Raw genomic sequence first — 22956 nt, forward strand, 5'->3', positions numbered from 1 at the left:
CCGCGGCCACGTCGGTCCCGCGGTCGGCCAGCACGACCGCGCGGTGCTCCCACACCGCGCGCGACCGCAGCAGCGACCACGCCACCGCACCCAGGTCGGGCGCGTCTTCGAGGGTCGCGGCCAGGCGTTCGGCCTGCTCGGTGAGCCCGTCGGCCGACCGGGCCGACACGACGACCGGCACCACTCCCCCGGCCGCGGGCGGTGCGGCCGCCGCCGGGACGCCCTCTTCCAGGACGAGGTGCGCGTTGGTCCCGCTGACGCCGAACGACGACACCCCGGCCCGGCGCGGCCGGTCCCCGCGAGGCCAGTCAACAGCTTCGGTGAGCAGCCGGACGGCACCGGACGTCCAGTCCACCCGGGTCGAGGGCGTGCCCGCGTGCAGCGTCGGCGGCAGCACACCGTGCCGCATGGCGAGGACCATCTTCATCACCCCGGCCACGCCGGACGCGGCCTGGGCGTGACCGATGTTCGACTTCAGCGACCCCAGCCACAACGGCGTTCCGCGGTCCTGGCCGTACGTCGCCAGCAGCGCTTGAGCCTCGATCGGATCGCCGAGCCGCGTACCGGTGCCGTGCGCCTCGACGGCGTCCACTTCGGACGGTGTCACTCCGGCGTTGGCCAGCGCCTGCCGGATCACCGCCTGCTGCGCGGGACCACTTGGCGCGGTGAGCCCGTTCGACGCACCGTCCTGGTTGACCGCCGTCCCCCGCACGACCGCCAGCACCTCACGGCCTTCGCGGACCGCGTCGGACAGCCGTTGCAGCACCACTACGCCGACGCCTTCACCCCAGCCCGTGCCGTCCGCATCGTCCGAAAAGGACTTGCAGCGGCCGTCCGCGGCGAGGCCGCGCTGCCGGGAGAACTCGACGAACACACCGGGCGTCGCCATCACCGTCGCGCCGCCGGCCAGCGCCATCGTGCACTCGCCCGACCGCAGCGACTGCGCGGCCAGGTGGATCGCGACCAGCGACGACGAACACGCCGTGTCGACGGTGACGGCCGGGCCCTGCACACCGAGCACATAGGACACCCGGCCCGCGGCGACGCTACCCGCGGAGCCGGCGCCGAGCATGCCTTCCAGGCCTTCGTCGGCGGTCGCGTAGTCGTGGTACATCAGCCCGGTGAAGACGCCGACGCGTTGTCCGCGCAGGGAATCCGGGGCGACACCCGCGCGTTCCAGCGCCTCCCACGACGTCTGCAGCAGCAGCCGCTGCTGCGGGTCCATGGCCAGGGCCTCGCGGCGGGAGATCCCGAAGAAGTCGGGGTCGAACACACCCGCGTCGTGCAGGAACCCGCCCGAGCGCGTGTAGGACTTGCCCACCTTGTCCGGGTCCGGGTCGTACAGCCCGGCCACGTCCCAGCCGCGGCCGGCCGGGAACGGCGTCACGGCGTCGACCCCACCGGACACCAGGTCCCACAACGCTTCCGGGCTGTCGACGCCGCCGGGCAGGCGCACGCCCATGCCGACGATGACGACCGGGTCGTCGACGGCCGCCGCGGGCACGACCTCGGCGGGCGCGTCACCCGCCGCCTCGCCGTGCAGGTACCCGGCCAGCAGCGCCGGGGTCGGGTGGTCGAACACGACCGTCGGCGGCAGGTCCAGGCCGGTCGCGGCGGCCAGCCGGTTGCGCAGCTCGACCGCGGCCAGGGAGTCGACGCCGACGTCGCGGAACGCCCGCGCCGGGGCGACCGCGTCGCCGCCGAGGACGACCGAGGCCTCCGCGCACACCAGCTCGACCAGCTGGTCCCGCTCGAACCCGGACGCGGGTGTGACCGGGGCCGCGGCGGCCCGGGCCCGCCCGGCCAGGGACCGCAGCACCGGCGGGACCGGCCCCGCTTCGCGGACGGCGGCGAGGTCGAGGGCCATCGGCACCAGCACCGGCCGGGGCGAGGCGAGCGCCGCGTCGAACAACGCCATCCCCGCCGCGGCATCGAGCGCGCCGAACCCGAGGCGGGCCAGCCGGGCGGTGTCGGCTCCGGCGTTCAGCCCGCGTTCGCCCGCCCACAGGCCCCACGCCAGCGACACGGCGGGGCGGCCGGCCGCCCGGCGGCGCGCGGCCAGGCCGTCGAGGAAGCCGTTGGCGGCGGCGTAGTTCGCCTGCCCGGCGCCACCGAGCACGCCGGCCACCGAAGAGAAGAGCACGAAGAAGGCCAGGTCGCCGGTGAGCTCGTCGAGGTGCGCGGCGGCGTCGGCCTTGGGCCGGAACACGCGGTCCACCCGCGTCGCGTCGAGGGCCGTCACGACGCCGTCGTCCAGCACGCCCGCGGCGTGGACGACGCCGATCAGCGGGGCGTCGTCCGGCACGCGGGTCAGGAGCGCGGCGACCTGGTCGCGGTCGGCGGTGTCGCAGGCGACGACGTCGACGCGTACCCCCCGGCCACGCAGTTCGCCGGCCAGCTCGCGGGCGCCGTCGGCGTCGGGTCCGCGACGGGACGCGAGCAGCAGGCTGCGGACGCCGTGGGTGCCGGTCAGGTGCCGGGCGACGAGGGCGCCGAGCATGCCCGTGCCGCCGGTGATCAGCACGGTCCCGGCGGGGTCGAAGGCGACGGCGTCGCGGACCGGTTCCCGGACGAGCCGCGGCACTTCGATCCGGCCGTCGCGCACCCGGAACTCGGCCTCGCCACGGGCGTCGGCCACCGCCAAGTGTCCACTGTGGACGTCACCGGCGGCCAGCACGAACCGTCCGGGGTGCTCGGCCTGCGCGCTGCGCACGAGCCCGCCGACGGCCGACGCCACCGGCCCGTCGGCGCCGGTGACCACCACGAGGCGGCTCGGCGAGGAGACGAACCGCCGGATCGCCGCCAGCACGGTGCCCACGGCGGTCCGGGCGTCGCCGGACACGACGTGCAGCGCGACCCACGGCGGCAGCTCGTCGTCGTCCGCTCCGGTGATCGTCCACAACGGACTGCCGTCGGCGACGTCGGCCGGGAGGGTGGTCCAGTCGAGGGCGAAGAGACGGCCGTCGGCCGGGCCTCCTGGGGACACCGGACGGCTGAGCAGCGCGCCGACGGACAGCACCGGTGCTCCCGTCGCGTCGGCCAGTTCCAGGGAGATGCCGCCGGTCACCGGGCGGATCCACGCCCGGGCCGCGGTCGCGCCGGTGGCGTGGACAGCGACGTCCTGCCACGCGAACGGCAGCGCGACGCCGTCGCCGGCTTCGAGCGCCGTGACGTGCAGGGCGGCGTCGAACAGCGCGGGGTGCACGGCGAAGTCCCCTGCGCCCGCGCCCAGCGCGACTTCGGCGAACAGCTCGTCGTCCCGGCGCCACGCCGCGGTGACGCCCCGGAACGCCGGGCCGTAGGCGTAGCCGCGCGCGGCCAGGACGTCGTAGAAGCCGTCGAGGTCGAGCTGGTCGGCGCCGGCCGGGGGCCAGTCCGCCGGGGCCTGCGGGGCCGGCTCCCCCGCGACGAGGAAGCCGGAGGCGTGCCGGGTCCAGGAGGTCTCGCCGGCCGGCCGGGAGTGGACGGCGACGGGCCGGCGGCCGTCCTGGCCGGGCCCGGCCAGGACGTGGAGCTGGCGGACGCCGTCCAGGGGCAGCGGGGCCTCGATGACGAGTTCCCGCACCACCGGGGTCCCGGCCTGGCGGCCGGCCTGGACCGCCAGCTCGACCAGGGCGGTGCCGGGGACGACGGCGGTGCCCGCCACGGTGTGGTCGGCGAGCCACGGCTGCGCGTCGTGGGAGAGCCGCCCGGTCAGCACGACGGTGTCCGAGCCGGGGTCGTCGATCGCCGCGCCCAGCAGGGCATGTGTCAGGGGCCGCAGCCCGGCGGCCGAGACGTCGGCCGGCGCGGCCTGCTGCTCGAGCCAGAAGTGGCGGTCCTGGAAGGCCGTGGTCGGCAGCGGCACGATCCGCCGCGCGCCGGCCGGGAACAGCGGTGTCCAGTCGACGTCGACGCCGCGGGTGAACAGCTCGGCCAGCGCGGCGAGGGCGGTGCCCTTCTCGGACCGGTCCCGGCGGCTCAGCGCGACGGCGACCAGGGGCTCGCCGGCCATCGCGGTCAACGCGGCGTCCGGCCCGACCTCCAGCACGGCCGCCACCGCCTGCCCGGCGACGGTGCGCAGCGCGTCGCCGAACCGCACGGGCCGGCGCACCTGGTCCACCCAGTACCGCGGCGAGCACAGCTCCGCCCCGGCGAGTTGTCCGGACACAGTGGACACGACCGGTACGAGCGGTTCGTGGTACTCGACGCGGGCGGCGGCTTCGGCGAATTCGGCCAGCATGGGCTCGACGAGCCCGGAGTGGAACGCGTGGGCGACGGTCAGCTCGGTCGTCCGGAAACCCCGTCCGGACAACGATTCCGCCGCGGCCTGGATAGCGGCCGCCTCGCCCGAGAGCACCACGGACCGCGGGCCGTTGACGGCCGCGAGCCACACTCCGCCGCCCAGCAGCGGCTCGACGTCGGTCTCGGCCGCGGCGACGGCGACCATGCGCCCGCCGGCGGGGAGCGCCTGCATCAGGCGGCCGCGCGCGGTGACCAGCAGCGCGGCGTCGGCCAGGGAGAACACCCCGGCGACGTGGGCGGCGCTCAGCTCGCCCAGCGAGTGGCCCGCGAGCACCTTGGGCCGGACGCCGAACGACGCGAGCAGCCGCACCATCGCGACCTCGACCGCGAACAACCCCGCCTGGGTGTAGACGGTTTCGTGCACCAGTTCCGACGCGATCGCCTCGCGCAGCGGGCGGTCGAGGTGCCGGTCCAGCTCCGCGCAGACCTCGTCGAACGCCTCGGCGTACGCCGGGAAAGCTTCGTACAGCTCGTTTCCCATACCCGCGCGCTGCGCGCCCTGCCCGGTGAACAGGAAGCCCACACCGCCGAGCGCCGGATCCACCTCACCCCGGGGCACGCCTCGGCCGAGGTCTTCCAGAGCCGAAAGGGCCTGGTCACGGTCCTCGGCCAGGATCACGGCGCGGTGTTCCCAGACGGCCCGGGTGCCGAGCAGCGACCAGCCCGCCGCGCCGAGGTCGTCGTCGAGAGCGGCCGCCAGCCGGGCGGCCTGCGCGGTCAGGCCCGCTGCCGAACGGGCCGAGATCACCAGCGGCACCACCGGTCCGGTCTCCCCCGCGGCCGGGGCGGTCGCGCGTTCGGGGGCCTGTTCGAGGACGACGTGCGCGTTGGTGCCGGAGATGCCGAACGCCGACACCCCGGCCCGGCGCGGGTGGTCCGTCTCGGGCCACGGCCGGGCGTCGGCGAGCAGCCGGACCGCCCCGGACGTCCAGTCCACGCGCGACGACGGCGTGTCCGCGTGCAGCGTCTTCGGCAGCCGGGCGTGCCGCATGGCCAGGATCATCTTGATCACGCCGGTGACCCCGGCCGCGGCCTGGGTGTGCCCGAAGTTGGACTTGACCGAGCCGAGCCACAGCGGCCGGTCCGGTGCGCGGTCGCGACCGTAGGTGGCCAGCAAGGCCTGGGCTTCGATGGGGTCGCCCAGGACGGTGCCGGTGCCGTGTGCCTCCACGGCGTCCACTTCGGACGCTTCGAGGCCCGCCCCGGCGAGTGCCCGCCGGATCACCGCCTGCTGCGCCGGGCCGTTCGGCGCGGTGAGTCCGTTCGACGCGCCGTCGGAGTTGACGGCCGAACCGCGCACCACAGCCAAGACCTCCCGGCCGTCCCTGACGGCGTCGGAAAGCCGTTGCAATAAAAGGACTCCGACGCCTTCACCCCAGCCTGTGCCGTCAGCTTCGTCCGAAAAGGACTTGCACCGGCCGTCCGCCGCGAGGCCGCGTTGCCGGGTGAACTCGACGAACGCCGCCGGGGTCGCCATGACCGTCGCGCCGCCCGCCAGGGCCATCGTGCACTCGCCCGCGCGCAGCGACTGCGCCGCGAGGTGCAGCGCGACCAGTGACGACGAGCACGCCGTGTCGACGGTGACCGAGGGGCCCTGGACACCGAGCACGTAGGACACCCGGCCCGAGACGACGCTGGTCGACGATCCGGTCAGGCCGTAGCCGGTGACGTCGGCGGCCGCGTCCGGGCGGGTGCCGTACTCCTGGGTCATCGCGCCGAAGAACACGCCGACCTCCTGGCCGCGCACCGCGGTCGGCGCGACCCCGGCGCGTTCCAGGGCCTCCCACGACGTCTGCAGCACGAGCCGCTGCTGCGGGTCCATCGCGAGGGCTTCCCGGCTGGAGATCCCGAAGAAGGCGGCGTCGAACCGGCCGGCGTCGTGCAGGAAGCCGCCGACGCGGGCGGTGCCGTCGAGCCCGGTGGTGACCCAGCCGCGGTCGGCGGGGAACGCCGAGACCGCGTCGACGCCGTCGGACAGCGCCTCCCACAGCGCGTCCGGGTGGTCGATGCCGCCGGGGAGCCGGAGGCCGATGCCGACGACGGCGATCGGTTCGTCGGACGCCGCCGTGGTGGCGGGCGCGGCTGTGGTGGCGGGCGCGGCCTCGGCGCCCATCCCGAGGAGCCGCGCGTGCAGGTGGGCGGCGAGCGCGGCCGGGCTGGGGTGGTCGAACACGGCCGTGGCCGGCAGGGCGAGGCCGGTGGCGGTCGCGAGCCGGTTGCGCAGTTCGACGGCGGTCAGCGAGTCGAAGCCGACGTCGCGGAACGCCCGCGTGCCGCCGATCCCGGCGCCGCCGCCGATGACCGCGGCGGCTTCGGCGCAGACCAGGTCGGTCAGGGTGGTGAGCTGCGCGGCGGCGTCCAGGCGCGCCAGCCGGGCACCGAGGGCGCCGGTGCCGGGCCGGTCGGTGCGGGCGGTCCGCCGGGCCGGGGCGGCGAGCTTCCGCAGGATCGGCGGGACGTCGCGCAGGGCGGTGACGTCGAGGGCCATCGGGACCAGCGACGGCCGGGCCGCGTCGAGCGCGCGGTCGAACAGCGCGAGGCCGCGGGCGGGTTCGAGGGCGCCGAAGCCGGAGCGCGCGAGCCGGGCGGCGTCGGCGCTCGCGGTCATCCCGGCGTCCCCGGCCCACAGGCCCCAGGCCAGGGAAACGGCGCCCGGGCGGCGGGCGGCCAGCGCGTCGAGGAAGGCGTTCGCGGCGGCGTAGCCGGCCTGGCCCGCGGCACCGAACACACCCGCGACGGACGAGAACATCGCGAACAGCGCCAGGTCGGCGTCGCGCGTCAGCTCGTCCAGGTGCACGGCGGCGTCGACCTTCGGCGCGAAGACCGTGTCCAGGCGTTCGTCGTCCAGGGACGAGAACACGCCGTCGTCGAGGACCCCGGCCGCGTGCACGATGCCGGTCAGCGAGAGGCCGTCCAGGAGCGTCCGGACCTGGTTCCGGTCGCTCAGGTCGCACGCCACGACGTCGACGCTCACGCCACGTTCCCGCAGGTCACGGGCAGTTTCGGTGTCGCCACCGCGCCGTGACGCGAGCACCAGGTGACGTACACCGTGTTCGGCCACCAGGTGCCGCGCCATGAGCGAGCCGAGCATGCCCGTGCCGCCGGTGATCAGAACCGTGCCCGCCGGATCGAGCGTGCGCGGCAGCGTCAGGACGTTCTTGCCGATGTGCTTGCCCTGGGCCATGAACCGGAACGCGTCCGGCGCCCGCCGGATGTCCCACGGCTTCACCGGGATCGGCCGCAGTTCTCCGGCGTCGAACAGGTCCAGGACGTGCCGGAGCAGCTCGCCGATCCGCTCCGGACCGGCTTCCGGCAGGTCGAACGCCTGGTAGCGCTCGACGTCCGTGCGGATGTCCGTCTTCCCCATCTCGAGGAAACGGCCGCCCTCGGCCAACAGCCCCAGCGACGCGTCGACGAACTCACCGGCCAGCGAATTCAGCACGACGTCGACCTGGCCGAACTTCTCCGCGAACTCCAGGGTCCGCGAATTCGCGATGTGGTCGTCCGGAATCCCCATCTCCCGCAAGACATGCTGCTTGCCGGGGCTCGCCGTCGCGTAGACCTCGGCACCGAGGTGCCGCGCGACCTGGACCGCGGCCATCCCGACGCCCCCGGCGGCGGCGTGCACCAGCACGCGCTCGCCCGGCCGCACCCCGGCCAGGTCCACGAGGCCGTAGAACGCCGTCAGGTACACGACCGGCACCGACGCGGCGCGCTCGAACGACCAGCCTTCCGGCACCGGGGCGAGGGTGCGGGCGTCGGCGACCACGACGGGCCCGAAGCCCTGCGGCACCATGCCCATGACCCGATCACCGACGTCCACAGTGGACACTCCCGGGCCGGTCTCCAGCACGACGCCGGCACCTTCGCCGCCCATCCCGGCCGCGCCGACGTCGACGCCGAGGCCGGCCAGGACGTCGCGGAAGTTGAGGCCGGCGGCGCGCATGGCGAGGCGGACCTGGCCGGGTTCGAGGGGTTCCGTGGCGTGCGGTGCGGGGACGAGCGCGAGGTCGTCGAAGGTGCCGCCGCCGGTGGCGGTGAGGACCCACGGCCCGTCGGGCGGGACGAGACCGGCGTCGGGGCGCGTCAGGCGCGGCACCCAGAGGTGCCCGTCGCGCACGGCGCACTGGTCCTCACCGGCGGCCGCGAGGGTCGCGAACAGGCCGTCGGCGACGTCGCCGTCCACGAGCAGGAGCCGGCCCGGGTTCTCGGTCTGGGCGCTGCGGACCAGGCCCCAGACCGCCGCGCCGACCGGGTCGGGGGTGCCGCCGTCCGGGGCGACGGCGCCGGTGGTGACCACGGCGAGCCGGGTCCCGGCCTGGGCCGGGTCGGCGAGGAACTCCTGGACGGACCGCAGCACGCTCCCGACGACGTCGCGCACGCGCCGGGGCTCCTCGCCCGGGCCGCCGGTGTCGACCCGGAGCACGACGCAGTCTTGTGGTGCCGGATCTTCGTGGTGCGGGAGTTCGGTCCAGGTGAGGGTGAAGAGGGCGTCGTCGACCGGCGCGGTCAAGTGATCGCGCGGGATCGGGCGGGTGACGAGGGAGCCGACGGACGCGACCGGCGCACCCGCCGGGTCGGCGAGGTCGAGGGCCAGGCCGTCGCCGGCCGGGCGGATCCGGACGCGCAGCGACGTCGCGCCGGTGGCGTGCACGGCGACGTCGGTCCAGGCGAAGGGCAGCGTGACGCCGTCGGCGGCTTCGAGCGCCGTGACGTGCAGGGCGGCGTCGAACAACGCCGGGTGCAGTGCGAATCCGGCGACGTCCAGGCCGCCGGGCGCGGTGACCTCGGCAAACAGTTCGCCGCGCCGCCGCCAGGCTGTCGTGACGCCTTGGAACGCGGGCCCGTAGGCGTAGCCGCGCTCGGCGAGCTGCGTGTAGAAGCCGTCGATGGGCAGCACTTCGGCGCCGGACGGCGGCCATTCGGTCAGCGCCTGGCCGGCCGGGCCGGCCGCGGCGAGGAAGCCGGCCGCGTGGCGCGTCCAGCCACCGGGTCCGGTGGCCGGGCGGGAGTGGACGGCCACCGCGCGGCGGCCGTCCGCGTCCGCACCCACCGTGACCTGCACGCGGGTGGCCGCGTCGAGCCGCAGCGGCGCCTCGATCACCAGCTCGCGCACCACGGGCGTGCCGACCCGGTCGCCGCCCTGGATCGCCAGCTCCAGCAGCGCGGTTCCGGGCAGCAGCACCGAACCCGCGACCGCGTGGTCCGCCAGCCACGCGGGCGCCTCGCGGGACACCCGGCCGGTCAGGACGACGCCGCCCGCCACCGGGTCCTCCACGACGGCGCTCAGCAGCGCGTGCCGCACCGGGACCTGGCCCAGCCCGGCCGCGTCGGCGCGGCCCGTGCCCGGCTTGAGCCAGTAGTGCTCGTCCTGGAACGCCGTTGTCGGCACCGGCACGAGCCGCCGCGCGTCCTCGGGGAACAACGGCGTCCAGTCTACGTCGACGCCTCGCGTGTACAGCTGCGCCAGGGCGGCCAGGGCCGTCTCGGCCTCCGGCCGGTCGCGCCGGGTGAAGGCCACACCGCCTTCGGGCAGCATCGCCGTCAGGACGCCGTCCGGGCCCACCTCGAGCACGGCCGCCACGTTCTGGCCGGTCAGGGTGCGGGCCGCGTCGGCGAACCGCACCGGACGTCGCACCTGCTCGACCCAGTAGTCCGCCGCACTCAGCTCCGCCCCGGCGAGCTGACCGGACACAGTGGACACCAGCGGTACCACCGGCTCGTGGTACTCGACGCGGGCGGTCACTTCGGCGAACTCCGCCAGCATCGGCTCGACGAGTCCGGAGTGGAACGCGTGGCTCACCGGCAGGGCGGTGGTCTTGACCGGCAGCGCGGCCGCGGCCGCGTGCACCGCGTCGGCGTCGCCCGACAGCACGACCGCCTCGGGCCCGTTCACCGCGGCGAGCCAGACCCCGTTGCCCAGCAACGGTTCGACGTCCACTTCGGACGCCGCCACCGCCACCATCGCCCCGCCGGGCGGCAGTTCCTGCATCAACCGGCCCCGGGCCGCGACCAGCATCGCCGCGTCCGCCAGTGAGAACACGCCCGCGACGTACGCCGCGGTGATCTCCCCCAGCGAGTGCCCCGCGACCACGCGCGGGTGCACGCCGAACGACTCCAGGAGCCGGACCATCGCGACCTCGACCGCGAACAACCCCGCCTGCGTGTAGACCGTCTCGTGCACCGCGTCCGACGCGATCGCCTCGCGCAGCGGCCGGTCCAGATGCCGATCCAGCTCCGCGCAGACCTCGTCGAACGCCGTCGCGAACACCGGGAACTCCGCCGCCAGCTCGAAGCCCATCCCGACCCGTTGCGCGCCCTGACCGGTGAACACCAGCGCGACGCCGCTGCCGGACGCGACCCGGGACGCCCGCGCCGCCCGCAGCCGCGTCGCCGCCTCGGTGACGTCCGACGCGAACACCACCGCGCGGTGCTCCCACGCGGCGCGCGCGTGCGCCTGGGTCCACGCGACGGTGCCGAGGTCCGGGCCACCGTCCAGGAAGGCCGCGAGCCGCGTCGCTTGGTCGAGAAGCGCGTCGGCGGTCCGCGCCGACACGACCACCGGCACCGGCCCGGTGAGCTGGACGTCAGCCTCGGCGACCGGCGGCCCCTGCTCCAGGACGACGTGCGCGTTGGTGCCGCTGACCCCGAACGACGACACCGCCGCGCGCCGCGGCCGGTCCGCCTCGGGCCACGGCGCCGGCTCGGCGAGCAGCCGGATCCCGCCGGCCGACCAGTCCACCCGCGACGACGGCTCGCCGGCGTGCAGGGTCCGCGGCGCCGTCGCGTGCCGCATCGCGAGGATCATCTTGACGACCCCGGCGACCCCGGCCGTGGCCTGCGCGTGCCCGATGTTGGACTTCAGCGACCCCAGCAGCAGCGGCCGCGCCGGATCCCGGTCCACGCCGTAGACCGCCTGCAGCGCCTGGACTTCGATGGGGTCACCGAGGGTCGTTCCGGTCCCGTGTCCTTCGAGGACGTCCACATCGGACGGTGCCAGCCCGGCGTTGGCGAGGGCCTGCCGGATCACCTCCTGCTGGGCGGGCCCGTTCGGCGCGGTGAGGCCGTTGGACGCGCCGTCCTGGTTGACGGCGGTGCCCCGGACGACGGCCAGGACCTCACGGCCCTCGCGCACCGCGTCGGAAAGCCGTTGCAGCACCAGCACTCCGACACCTTCGCTCCAGCCGGTGCCGTCGGCGTGGTCGGAGAAGGACTTGCACCGGCCGTCCGCGGACAGGCCGCGCTGGCGCGAGAACTCGACGAACATCCCCGGCGTCGCCATGACGGACGCGCCGCCCGCCAGCGCGAGGGAGCACTCGCCGCTGCGCAGCGACTGCGCGGCCAGGTGCAGGGCCACGAGCGACGACGAACACGCCGTGTCCACCGTGACCGCCGGTCCGCGCACGCCGAGCACGTAGGACACCCGGCCGGACAGCACGCTCGACGACGATCCGGTGAGGACGTAACCCTCGACGCCGGGGTTCTCCGCGCCGGCGCCGTAGTGCTGCGCCGAGGCGCCGAAGAACACCCCCGCGGCCTGCCCGCGCAGGGACGTCGGCGCGATGCCCGCGCGTTCCAGGGCCTCCCACGACGTCCGGAGCAGGAGCCGCTGCTGCGGGTCCATGGCGAGCGCCTCGCGCGGGGTGATGCCGAAGAACCCCGCGTCGAAGCGGCCGGCGTCGTGGAGGAACCCGCCGGACCGCGTGGTGGACGTGCCCGACGAGTCCGGGTCGGGGTCGTACAGCGCGTCGAGGTCCCAGCCGCGGTCGGCCGGGAACCCGGTGATCGCGTCGACGCCGTCGCGCACCAGATCCCACAGCGCGTCGGGGCTGTCGACGTCACCGGGGAGCCGCACGCCCATACCGACGACCACGACCGGGTCGTCGTCGAGCACCGCGCGCGTGGGTTCGGCGGCCGCGGGGTCGCGCTCGCCGAGCAGGTGCTCGGCCAGGGCGCGGGGGCTGGGGTGGTCGAACACGACGGTGGCGGACAGCGCGATCCCGGTCGCGGTGGTGAGCCGGTTGCGCAGTTCGACGGCGGTCAGGGAGTCGAACCCGACGTCGCGGAACGCCTGCGCGGCCCCGATGGTGTGCTCGTCGCCGCCCAGGACGGCGGCGGCTTCGGCGCGCACCAGCTCCGTCAGTGTGGCCAGATCCCTCACCGCAGAACGGTTTTCGGCGGGTCGGGCGGTGCGTCGGGTGCGGCCGGCGAGGTCCCGCAGGATCGGCGGGACGTCCCGCAGCGCGTGGACGTCGACAGCCATCGGCACCAGCGCGGGCCGCGCGGACGTCAGCGCCCGGTCGAACAAGGCCATGCCCCGGGCGGGGTCGAGGGCGCCGAACCCGGCTCGCGCCATGCGCCGGCGGTCCTGGTCGGCGAGCCCGGCGTTCATCCCGGTGTCGCCGGCCCACAGGCCCCAGGCCAGGGACACCGCACCGGGACGGCGGACGGCCAGCGCGTCGAGGAACGCGTTGGCCGCGGCGTAGCTGGCCTGGCCCGCGGCGCCGAGCACACCCGCGACCGACGAGAACACCGCGAACAACGCGAGGTCGGCGTCGCGGGTCAGCTCGTCCAGGTGCACGGCGGCGTCGATCTTGGGCGCGAAGACCCGGTCGAGCCGCTCGTCGTCCAGGGACGCGAGCACGCCGTCGTCGAGGACCCCGGCGGCGTGGACGACGCCGGTGAGCGGGAGGCCGTCCAGCAGGGCCCGGACCTGCTCGCGGTCACTGGTGTCGCACGCCACGACGTCGACGCGCGCACCGCGTTCCCGCAGCTCACGCGCGGTCTCGGTGTCGCCGCCACGCCGTGACGCGAGCACGAGGTGACGCACACCGTGCTCGGCCACCAGGTGCCGCGCGACGAGCGAGCCGAGCATGCCCGTCCCGCCGGTGATCAGGACGGTGCCCGCCGGATCGAGCGTGCGCGGCAGGGTCAGGACGTTCTTGCCGATGTGCTTGCCCTGCGCCATCGTCCGGAACACCTCGGGCGCGCGGCGGACGTCCCACGTCGTGAGCGGGATCGGTCGCAGGGCCCCGGTCCCGAACAGCTCCAGGACCTCGCGCAGCAGCTCGCCGATCCGCTCCGGGCCCGCTTCCGGCAGGTCGAACGCCTGGTAACGGTCGACGTCCGTGCGGATGTCCGTCTTCCCCATCTCCAGGAAACGGCCGCCCTCGGCCAGCAAGCCCAGCGACGCGTCGACGAACTCCCCGGCCAGCGAATTGAGGACGACGTCGACCTGGCCGAACTTCTCCGCGAACTCCAGGGTCCGCGAATTCGCGATGTGGTCGTCCGGAATCCCCATCTCCCGCAGGATGTGCTGCTTGCCGGGGCTCGCCGTCGCGTAGACCTCGGCGCCCAGGTGCCACGCCAGCTGCACCGCCGCCATTCCGACGCCCCCGGCCGCGGCGTGCACCAGCACGCGCTCGCCGGGCCGCACTCCGGCGAGGTCGACGAGGCCGTACCAGGCGGTCATGAACACGACCGGGACCGACGCGGCCCGCTCGAACGACCAGCCCGCGGGCACCGGCGCCAGGGTGCGGGCGTCCGCCACGACCTGCGGGGCGAAGCTGCCCGGCACCATGCCCATGACGCGGTCGCCGACGGCCGGGCCGGTCACGCCCGGACCGACCTCGGTGACCACGCCGGCGCACTCGCCGCCCATCCCGGCGGCGCCGACGTCGACACCGAGCCCGGACAGGACGTCGCGGAAGTTCACCCCGGCCGCGCGCACGTCGACCCGCACCTGCCCGGCGGCCAGGGGTTCCACTGCGGACGGTGCGAGCGTGAGCCCCTCGAAGGTGCCGCCCGCGGCCCGCAGCGCCCACGGGCCGTCCTCCGGCAGCACGAGGTCGTCGTCGGTGGCCCGGGCCAGCCGCGGCACCCAGCCCCGGCCGTCGCGGACCGCGCACTGGTCCTCACCCGACGCGGCCAAGGCCGTGAGCAGGCCGTCCGGGATGTCACCGTCGACCAGCAGCAGGCGGCCGGGGTTCTCGGTCTGGGCGCTGCGCACCAGTCCCCAGACGGCCGCCGCGACCGGGTCCGGCGGGCCGCCGAGGTCCACCGCGCCGGACGTCACGACGACGAGCCGCGAGCCGGTCCACTTCGGATCGCCGAGGAAGCTTTGCAGGGTGCGCAGAACCCGGCCGGTGACGTCGCGCACCCGCCGCGGTTCGTCGCTGCCCGCACCGGCGTCGGCACGCAGGACGAGCCACTCGGGACGCGTGGTCAGGTGACCGAGATCGCCGGTCACCGTCCCCGGCGCGACGGGCGTGCCGGGTTCCGCGGTCAAGGGCGTCCACCGGAGCCGGAAGAGGGCGTCGTCGACCGGGCGGGCGAGCCGGTCGCGCGGCACCGGCCGGGTCGTCAGGGACCCGACGGACAGCACCGGATCGCCGGCCCCGTCGGCGAGGTCGACGGCCAGGCCGCCGTCGACGGGGCGCAGCCGGGCCCGGAGGGTGGTCGCGCCGGTGGCGTGCACCACGACGTCGGTCCAGGCGAACGGCAGCGACACCTCGTCGCCCGCGTCCAGGATGGTCGGGTGCAGGGCGGCGTCGAACAGCGCCGGGTGGATCGCGAACCCCGCGGTTTCCAGACCCTCGGGCAGCGTCACCTCGGCGAAGAGTTCGTCACCGCGCCGCCAGGCCGCTGTCACCCCGCGGAACGCCGGGCCGTAGGTGTAGCCGCGGCCGGCGAGGGTGTCGTAGAACCCGGACGTGCCGACGGGCTCGGCGCCGCTCGGCGGCCACTCCCCCAGGCCGGTCGCGGCCGGCTCCTCGGCGACCAGGAAGCCCGCGGCGTGCCGAGTCCATTGTGCACCGTCCACTTGGGAGTAGACGCCGACCGGGCGGCGGCCCGACTCGTCGGCGCCGACGACGACCTGCACGCGCACCGGCTCGTCGTCCAGGCGCAGCGGGGCCTCGACGACCAGCTCGCGCACCACCGGCGTGCCCACGCGGTCGCCGCCCTGCACGGCCAGCTCGACGAGCGCCGTGCCGGGGACCACGACCGTGCCGGCCACCTCGTGGTCGGTCAGCCACGGGTGCGTCTCGCGGGCGATCCGCCCGGTCAGGACGACCCCGCCGGACGCGGCGTCGGCCACCGCCGCGCCGAGCAGCGGGTGGGCGACCGGCAGGACGCCGGTGCCGGCGGTGCCGGTCTTGAGCCAGTAGTGGCGGTTCTGGAACGCCGTGGTCGGCACCGGCACGACCGGGAGCCCGGCCGGGAACAGCGCGCTCCAGTCCACCGGAACGCCGTGGGCGAACAGCGTGGCCAACGCCTTCAGCGCCGCGCCGGCCTCGGGCCGGTCCCGCCGCGTCAGCGCGACGGCGACCGGAGCGTCGTCGATCTCACGCACGGCCGGGGTGAGGGCCGCGTCGGGCCCGACTTCCAGCACCGCCGCGACCGAGAAGTCCAGGACGGTCCGGACGGCGTCGGCGAACCGCACCGGGCGCCGCACCTGCTCGACCCAGTAGTCCGCCGAGCCCAGCTCCGCCCCCGCGGTCCGTCCGGACACAGTGGACACAACGGGCAGCGTGGGCTCGCGGTAGTCGACGTGCCGCGCCACCTCGGCGTACCCGGCGAGCATCGGGTCCAGGAGTCCGGAGTGGAACGCGTGGCTCACCGTCAGCGGGGTTGTCTTGAAGGACAGGCTCGCCGCGGCCGCGTGCACCGCCTCGGCGTCGCCGGAGAGCACCACCGACCGCGGCCCGTTGACCGCCGCCAGCCACACGCCGTCGCCGAGCACCGCCTCGACGTCCACTTCGGACGCCGCCACCGCCACCATCGCCCCGCCGGGCGGCAGCTCCTGCATCAACCGGCCCCGCGCGGCCACCAGCATCGCCGCGTCCGGCAGCGAGAACACGCCCGCGACGAACGCCGCCGTGATCTCCCCCAGCGAATGCCCCGCGACCACGCGCGGGCGCACCCCGAACGACTCCAGCAACCGCACCATCGCGACCTCGACCGCGAACAGTCCGGCCTGCGTGTAAGCGGTTTCGTGCACGAGGTCCGAGGCGATCGCCTCGCGCAGCGGCCGGTCCAGGTGCCGGTCGAACGCCGCGCACACCTCGTCGAACGCCGTCGCGAACACCGGGAACTCCGCCGCCAGCTCCGCACCCATCCCGACGCGCTGCGCGCCCTGACCGGTGAACAGCAGGGCGACGCCGTCACGGGACGGGTCGACAACGCCCTGGACCGCGCCCTTCCGCAGCAGGTCCGCGGCCTCGTGGGCGGTCCCGGCCAGTGCCACGGTGCGGTGTTCCCACAACGCCCGTGACCGCAGGAGCGACCACGCGGGCGCGGCGAGGGTGTCCTGGCTTTCGAGGAAACCGGCCACCCGCTCGGTCTGCTCGGCGAGGCCGCGGGCCGAACGTGCCGACACGACCACGGGCAGGACGCCAGGATCAGCCACGACCGGGGAGGCCGCCGCTATGGGTGCTTCCTCCAGCACCAGGTGCGCGTTGGTCCCGCTCACCCCGAACGACGACACCCCGGCCCGGCGCGGCCGGTCCCCGCGCGGCCAGTCCTCGGCCGCGGTCAGCAGCCGGACCGCCCCGGCGCTCCAGTCGATCTGGGTGGACGGGTGCGTGGCGTGCAGTGTCGGCGGCAGGACGTCGTGGCGCAGGGCCAGGACCATCTTGACGACCCCGGCGACGCCGGCCGCGGCCTGCGCGTGCCCGATGTTGGACTTCAGCGAACCCAGCCACAGCGGCGCCTCGCGGCCCTGACCGTAGGCCGCTTGGAGGGCGTGGACTTCGATCGGGTCACCCAGTGTGGTGCCCGTGCCGTGCGCCTCGACGACGTCCACTTCGGACGGTGCCACTCCGGCGTTGGCCAGTGCCTGCCGGATCACCGCCTGCTGCGCGGGTCCGTTCGGGGCGGTCAGGCCGTTCGACGCGCCGTCCTGGTTGACCGCGCTGCCCTTGACGACGGCCAGGACCTCCCGGCCGTCGCGCACGGCGTCCGAGAGGCGCTGGAGCACCAGGACCCCGACGCCCTCACCCCAGCCCGTGCCGTCGGCTCCGTCCGAAAAGGACTTGCACCGGCCGTCGGCCGCGAGCCCGCCCTGGCGGGCGAACTCGGTGAACGCCGCCGGGGTCGCCATCACCGTCGCGCCCCCGGCGAGCGCCATCGAGCACTCCCCGGACCGCAGCGACTGCGCCGCGAGGTGCATCGCCACCAGCGACGACGAACACGCGGTGTCCACGGTGACGGCCGGGCCGCGCACCCCGAGCACGTACGAGACGCGACCCGAGATGATGCTCGCCGACGACCCCGTCATGGCGAACCCGGCGGCTTCGTCGGCAAAACCCTGGCCCTGCATCCCGTAGCCGAGGGCGGAGGCGCCGAAGAACACGCCGACGTCCTGCCCGCGCAACGACGTCGGGGCGATCCCGCCGCGTTCCAGCGCTTCCCACGACGTCTGGAGCAGGAGCCGCTGCTGCGGGTCCATCGCGGCGGCTTCGCGGGGCGAGATGCCGAAGAACGCGGGGTCGAAGCGGCCCGCGTCGTGCAGGAACCCGCCGAAGCGGGCGACGCCGTCGAGGCCGGTGGTGTCCCAGCCGCGGTCGGCGGGGAACGGCGAGATCGTGTCGACCCCGCCGGAAACGACGTCCCACAGGGCTTCCGGACCGTCCACCCCGCCCGGCAGCCGCAGCCCGACGCCGACGATCACCACCGGGTCGTCAGTCGTGGCGGCCGTCGCGACGGCGGCCGTCACCGCGATCGGCGCGAGGGCGCCGGCGAGGTACTCGGCGAGTGCCTGCGGGTCGGGGTGGTCGAAGACCACAGTGGACGACAGGGCCGTCCCGGTGAGGTCCGCGAGCCTGTTGCGGAGCTCGAGCGCGGTGAGGGAGTCGAACCCCGCGTCGCGGAAGGCCTGGGTGGCGGTGACGCCGTCGCCACCGCCGAGGACGACGGCGGCTTCGGCGCGGACGAGGCTGGTGAGCTGCGCGATCCGGTCGGCGGGCCCGGCCGCGGCCAGGCGGCTCAGCAGGCCGCTCCCGGCGGTGGCGGCGGCCCGCCGGACCGGCCCGGTGAGTTCGCTGAGCAACGGCGGGACGCCGTGGTCGCGCGCCCGGTCCCGCAGGACCGCCACGTCGAGGACCATCGGCACGAGGGCCGGCCGGGCCGACGTCAGCGCGATGCGGAGGAGGGCGAGACCCCGCGCGGGGTCGAGGGCGCCGAAGCCGGCGCGGGCCATCCGCTGGGCGTCGGCGGCGCTGGAGATCTGTCCGTCGCCGGCCCAGAGGCCCCAGGCCAGGGCGACGGCGGCTTGGCCGGCGGCGCGACGGCGCGCCGCGAGACCGTCGAGGAAAGCGTTTGCGGCGGCGTAGTTGCCCTGCCCGGCGCCGCCGAGCACCCCGGCGGCGGACGAGAAGAGCACGAACGCGGCGAGGCCGGCCTCGCGCGTGAGGTCGTCCAGGTGGACGGCGGAGTCGACCTTGGGGCGCAGGACGGTGTCGAGGCGCGCGGGGTCGAGCGTGCCGAGGAGGCCGTCGTCGATCACCCCGGCCGTGTGCACGACGGCGGTGAGCGGCGCCCCCGCCGGCACCCGGGCGAGCAGGTCGCGCACCTGGTCGCGGTCGGCCGTGTCGCAGGCGACGACGTCGACCCGCGCACCGGCGGCTTCGAGACGTCCGGCCAGGTCGGCGGCCCCGTCGGCGGCGGGTCCGCGGCGGGAGGCGAGCAGGAGGCCGCGCACGCCCAGCTCCCGCACGAGGAACTCCGCGACGGCGGAGCCGAGCATGCCGGTGCCGCCGGTGACGAGGACCGTGCCGGCCGGGTCGAGCGGGCGCGCGCCGGGGTCCGGGGCGCCGGTCTCACGGACGAGCCGGGGCACCCGGATCTCGCCGTCGGCGACCCGGCACTCGTCCTCGCCGGCGGACACCAGCGTCGCGGCCAGGGCGGCCAAGTCGGTGTCACCGGGGACGTCCGCCAGCAGGACGCGGCCCGGGTGCTCGGTCCGGGCGGTGCGGACGAGACCCCCGACCGCCGTCGCGACGGGGTCGGCGGCGTCGCGGATCACGACCAGCAACCGGCTGTCCCGCCAGGCCGGGTCCGCGAGGAAGGCCTGCAGCGTCGCCAGCACTCCGGCGAGGACCTCGCGCACCCGAGCGGTCTCCTCGCCCGTCCCCGGGGCGACTCGCAGGACCACAGTGGACGGTGCCTCGACGGCCTGGGCGAGGCCGGCCGCACCGTCGATGACCAGGGCCTCGCCGGAACCACCGGAGACGACGTCGGGCAGGGGCCGCCACTCGACCGCGAACAGCGCGTCCCCGGCGCCGTCGTGTGCCAGGGGCACCGTCCCGGTCGTCACCGATTCCGCCGACAGGATCGGCGCCCCGGCCGTGTCCTGCAAGGTCAGGGCCCAGCCGCCGGGGACCGGGGTCAGCCGGGCCCGGACGGACCCGGCGTTGCCCGCGCTCAGCGTCACCCCGGCCCAGGCCGCGGGCTGCTCCCCCGTCACCGCCAGCGCCGCGGTGAGCAGCGCCGGGTGGATCGCGAACGTCGTGGGGTCCACTTCGGACGGTAGTTCGACTTCGGCGTAGATGTCCTCGCCGCGGCGCAGCAGGCCGTCGGCGGTTCGCGTCGCTCCCGGCGGCGGCCAAGCGAAAGACGGCGGCACCGGGGCCGCGGTCGTCAGGGTCCCGGTCGCGCAGCGCACCCACGCACCACCGCCGTCGGGACGCGCGTGGACTTCGACCCGTCGTGCACCGGACTCCGCCGGGCCGGCCACGACCTGCACCCGCACCGGCGTCCCCGGGGTGAGCGCGAACCGTCGTTCGGCCGTCAGCTCGCGCACGACCGGTGAACCCACCCGGTCACCGGCCTGGATCGCCAGCTCCAGCCAGGCTTCGGCGCCCGCTTCCGGCAGCACGTCGGACGACAGCCGGCCGGTGAGGGTCACCGCGCCGGTCGCCGGGTCCTCCACCGCCGCGCCGAGCACCGGGTGCGCCACGGCGTCGAGGCCGAGGCCGGCCGCGTCGGCCACCGCGCTGCCGGGCGTCAGCCAGAACCGGTCCTGGCGGAACACCGTGGTCGGCAGCGACACACGGGCGGGCGCCGCGGGCAGCAGCGGGTCCCACGCCACTTCGGCGCCGCAGGCGAACGCCGTCGCCAGCGCGGCGCGGAAGACGTCCGGCTCGGGACGTCCGCGGCGGCCCAGCGGCACCGTCGCGGGCGCGCCGTCGGGGACCATCGCCGTCAGCGCGGCGTCCGGGCCGACCTCGAGCAGCACGGCCGGCGTGGTCGCCAGCACCGTCGTCACGGCGTCCGCGAACCGCACCGGACGCCGGACCTGGTCGACCCAGTACTGCGCCGAGCGGATCTCGGCACCGGCCACCGCACCGGACACAGTGGACACCAGCGGGACGGACGGCTCGCGGTAGGTCACGCGCGCGGCCACCGCGGCGAAGGGCGCCAACACGGGCTCGACCAGTCCGGAGTGGAACGCCTGCGAGACGGTCAGCCGCTTCGTCCGGTACGGCAGCCGCTCCGCCGCGGCTTCGATCGCCTCGGCGGTCCCCGACAGCACCACGGACTCCGGCCCGTTGACCGCCGCCAGCCACACGCCGTCGCCGAGCACCGGCTCGACGTCTGCTTCGGACGCCGCCACCGCCACCATCGCCCCGCCCGGCGGCAGCTCCTGCATCAACCGACCGCGCGCGGCGACCAGCATCGCCGCGTCGTCGAGGGAGAACACGCCCGCCACGTACGCCGCGGTGATCTCGCCGAGGGAGTGTCCCGCGACGACCTTCGGCCGTACTCCGAACGACTCCAGCAACCGGACCATCGCGACCTCGACCGCGAACAGCCCCGCCTGCGTATAGACCGTCTCGTGCACCGCGTCCGACGCGATCGCCTCGCGCAGCGGCCGGTCCAGGTGCCGGTCGAACGCCGCGCAGACCTCGTCGAACGCCGTCGCGAACACCGGGAACTCCGCGGCCAGCTCCGCACCCATCCTGGGCCGCTGCGCACCCTGCCCGGTGAAGAGGAACGCCACACCGTCGTCGTCCGGTGCCGGTCCGCGGCTGGTCACCTCGCGCAGCCGCGCGACCGCCTGCTCGGGGTCCTCGGCCCACACGACCGCCCGGTGCTCCCACAGCGCCCGCGACCGCACCAGTGCCGCCGCCACCGCGCCGAGATCCACCTCCGGGTCCAGGGCGTCGGCCAGCCGGGCGGCCTGGTCGGCCAGGCCCGCCGCCGACCGCGCGGACACGACCAGCGGCACGATCCCGGACGACGCACCGGGCGACGGCTCGTCCTCGGCAGCTTGCTCGACGATGACGTGCGCGTTGGTCCCGGACACCCCGAACGACGACACCCCGGCCCGGCGCGGCCGGCCGGTTTCCGGCCACGACCGCGCTTCGGTCAGCAGCCGCACCGCGCCGCCGGCCCAGTCGACGCGGGACGACGGTTCCGTCACGTGCAGGGTGCGCGGCAGCACGCCGTGCCGCATCGCGAGGATCATCTTGACGACCCCGGACACGCCGGCCGCGGCCTGCGTGTGCCCGACGTTCGACTTCAGCGAGCCGAGCCACAGCGGCGTTTCCCGGCCCTGGCCGTAGGTCGCCAGCAGCGCCTGGACCTCGATCGGATCGCCCAGGGTCGTCCCGGTGCCGTGGCCTTCGACGGCGTCCACATCGGACGGTTCCAGGCCCGCACCGGCCAGCGCCTGGCGGATGACCTCCTGCTGGGCCGGGCCGTTCGGTGCGGTGAGCCCGTTCGACGCGCCGTCGGCGTTGACCGCGCTGCCGCGCAGCACCGCCAGCACGTCACGGCCTTCGCGGCGCGCGTCGGAAAGCCGTTGCAGGGCAAGGACCCCGACGCCTTCGCCCCAGCCCGTCCCGTCGGCGGTGTCCGAATAGGACTTGCACCGGCCGTCCGCGGACAGTCCGCGCTGGCGCGAGAACTCGACGAAGATGCTCGGCGTCTCCATCACCGTGGCGCCGCCCGCCAGCGCCACCGAGCACTCGCCGGACCGCAGCGACTGCGCCGCCAGGTGCAGGGCCACCAGCGACGACGAGCACGCCGTGTCCAGCGTCACCGCGGGGCCGCGCAGGCCCAGCACGTAGGCGACCCGGCCGGAAAGAACGCTCGACGACGAGCCGGTCAGCGCGTACCCGGCCGCGTCGCCGGTCGATTCCCGCAGCTGCGCGCCGTAACCCTGGGCGGCCGCGCCGAAGAACACACCGGTCCGGCTGCCCCGCAACGACGTCGGCGCGATGCCCGCGCGTTCGAGGGCCTCCCACGACGTCTGCAGCAGCAGCCGCTGCTGCGGGTCCATGGAAAGCGCTTCACGCGGCGAGATCCCGAAGAACGCCGGGTCGAACCGGGTCGCGTCGGCCAGGAACCCGCCGGAGCGGGTGTACGACTTGCCGGGGACGTCCGGATCCGGGTCGTAGACGGCCTCGACGTCCCAGCCGCGGTCGGCCGGGAACCCCGAGACGGCGTCGACCTCGTCCGCGAGCAGGCGCCACAGCGCTTCCGGGCTCGTGACGCCGCCCGGCAGCCGGACGCCGATGCCGACCACCGCGATGGGCTCGGCCTTCGCGGCCCGCAGCTCGTCGAGCTCGGCGCGGGCCTGGCGCAGCTCGGCCACGGTCCGCTTGAAGTAGTCGAGAACCTTGTCGTCAACGTCCACGGGTCACACTCGGGTTTCCGTTTCGGGGG

At 75.6% G+C, this 22956-nt stretch carries 1 protein-coding gene (running past one end of the window); it reads right to left on the reverse strand.

Translation table 11 applies throughout. The annotated features are described in order from the left end of the window. Positions 1-22927: the 5' portion of an SDR family NAD(P)-dependent oxidoreductase gene (locus tag OG439_RS19390; RefSeq protein WP_326950764.1), read on the reverse strand. It extends 12791 nt beyond the left edge of the window; the window shows 22927 of its 35718 coding nt (coding positions 1-22927); its start codon is at positions 22925-22927; the stop codon falls past the left edge of the window. Positions 22928-22956 lie beyond the last annotated feature (29 nt).

It is taken from the genome of Amycolatopsis sp. NBC_01307 (genome assembly GCF_035975215.1).
Taxonomy (GTDB): domain Bacteria; phylum Actinomycetota; class Actinomycetes; order Mycobacteriales; family Pseudonocardiaceae; genus Amycolatopsis.